This is a genomic window from Acutalibacter sp. LFL-21 (assembly GCF_025630755.1).
Lineage (GTDB): Bacteria > Bacillota > Clostridia > Oscillospirales > Acutalibacteraceae > Acutalibacter > Acutalibacter stercoravium.
The window spans coordinates 1-1,629 of the sequence record NZ_JAOTNT010000031.1; the positions used below are offsets into that span (position 1 = coordinate 1).

Here is a 1,629-nt window from a genome sequence, read left to right on the forward strand (position 1 = left end):
CTATGGTCAAGCCCTCGGCCTATTAGTACTGCCAAGCTGAACATGTTACCATGCTTACACACGCAGCCTATCAACCTTGTAGTCTACAAGGGGCCTTACTGGCTTACGCCATGGGATATCTAATCTTGGAGGCGGCTTCACGCTTAGATGCTTTCAGCGTTTATCCGTTCCACACATAGCTGCCCAGCCGTGCTCCTGGCGGAACAACTGGTGCGCCAGAGGTGTGTCCATCCCGGTCCTCTCGTACTAAGGACAGCTCTCCTCAAATATCCTGCGCCCACGACAGATAGGGACCGAACTGTCTCACGACGTTCTGAACCCAGCTCGCGTACCACTTTAATCGGCGAACAGCCGAACCCTTGGGACAGAATACAGCCCCAGGATGTGATGAGCCGACATCGAGGTGCCAAACCTCCCCGTCGATGTGAACTCTTGGGGGAGATCAGCCTGTTATCCCCAGGGTAGCTTTTATCCGTTGAGCGACGGCATTTCCACACACAACCGCCGGATCACTAACTCCAACTTTCGTTACTGCTCGGACCGTCATCCTCGCAGTTAGGCCAGCTTATGCGTTTACACTCAAGAGCACGGTTTCCATCCGTGCTGAGCTGACCTTTGAGCGCCTCCGTTACCTTTTTGGAGGCGACCGCCCCAGTCAAACTGCCCACCTAACAATGTCCCCCGGCCGGATTCACGGCCGCAGGTTAGAATTCCAACAATCTAAGGGTGGTATCCCAAGGGTGGCTCCACAGAAGCTGGCGCCTCTGCTTCAAAGCCTCCCACCTATCCTGTACATAAATTATCGAAACCCAATATTAAGCTACAGTAAAGCTCCATGGGGTCTCTCCGTCTTGTCGCGGGTAACCGGCATCTTCACCGGTACTACAATTTCGCCGGGCGGGTAATTGAGACAGTGCCCAGATCGTTACACCATTCGTGCGGGTCGGAACTTACCCGACAAGGAATTTCGCTACCTTAGGACCGTTATAGTTACGGCCGCCGTTTACTGGGGCTTCAATTCAATGCTTGCACATCTCCTCTTAACCTTCCAGCACCGGGCAGGTGTCAGCCCCTATACTTCATCTTTCGATTTAGCAGAGACCTGTGTTTTTGATAAACAGTCGCCTGGGCCTATTCTCTGCGGCCACATCGCTGTGGCATCCCTTCTTCCGAAGTTACGGGATCAATTTGCCGAGTTCCTTAACTACCCTTCTCCCGTTGGCCTTAGAATCTTCTTCCTATCTACCTGTGTCGGTTTGCGGTACGGGCGCCGAAGATATACACAAGACTTTTCTCGCCCTCGTCCAGACATGCTTCCCTACTCTAATTTCAGTCCCTTGCGCCCGGGTAGACCATCACCCAGGTCATGTCCTTTCAAGGTGTCCTCTTGCTTAAATCTTTTGGCGGCTACGGAATTTCCACCGTATGTGCATCGGCTACGCCTTTCGGCCTCACCTTAGCTCCCGGCTAACTTGGAGCGGACGAACCTTCCTCCAAAAACCTTAGACTTTCGGCCAATGTGATTCTCACACATTTCTCGCTACTCATTCCGGCATTCTCACTCGTGTAAAGTCCACCAGCGCTTCCGCTCTGACTTCACCCCTTACACGACGCTCTCCTACCATGCAT

The 1,629-nt window shown here is 53.0% G+C and carries 1 rRNA gene; it reads right to left on the reverse strand.

Going from position 1 to position 1,629, the window contains the following annotated elements:
• Positions 1-2: 2 nt before the first annotated feature.
• A 23S ribosomal RNA gene (locus ODJ80_RS13995) occupies positions 3-1,629 on the reverse strand; the annotation flags it as partial.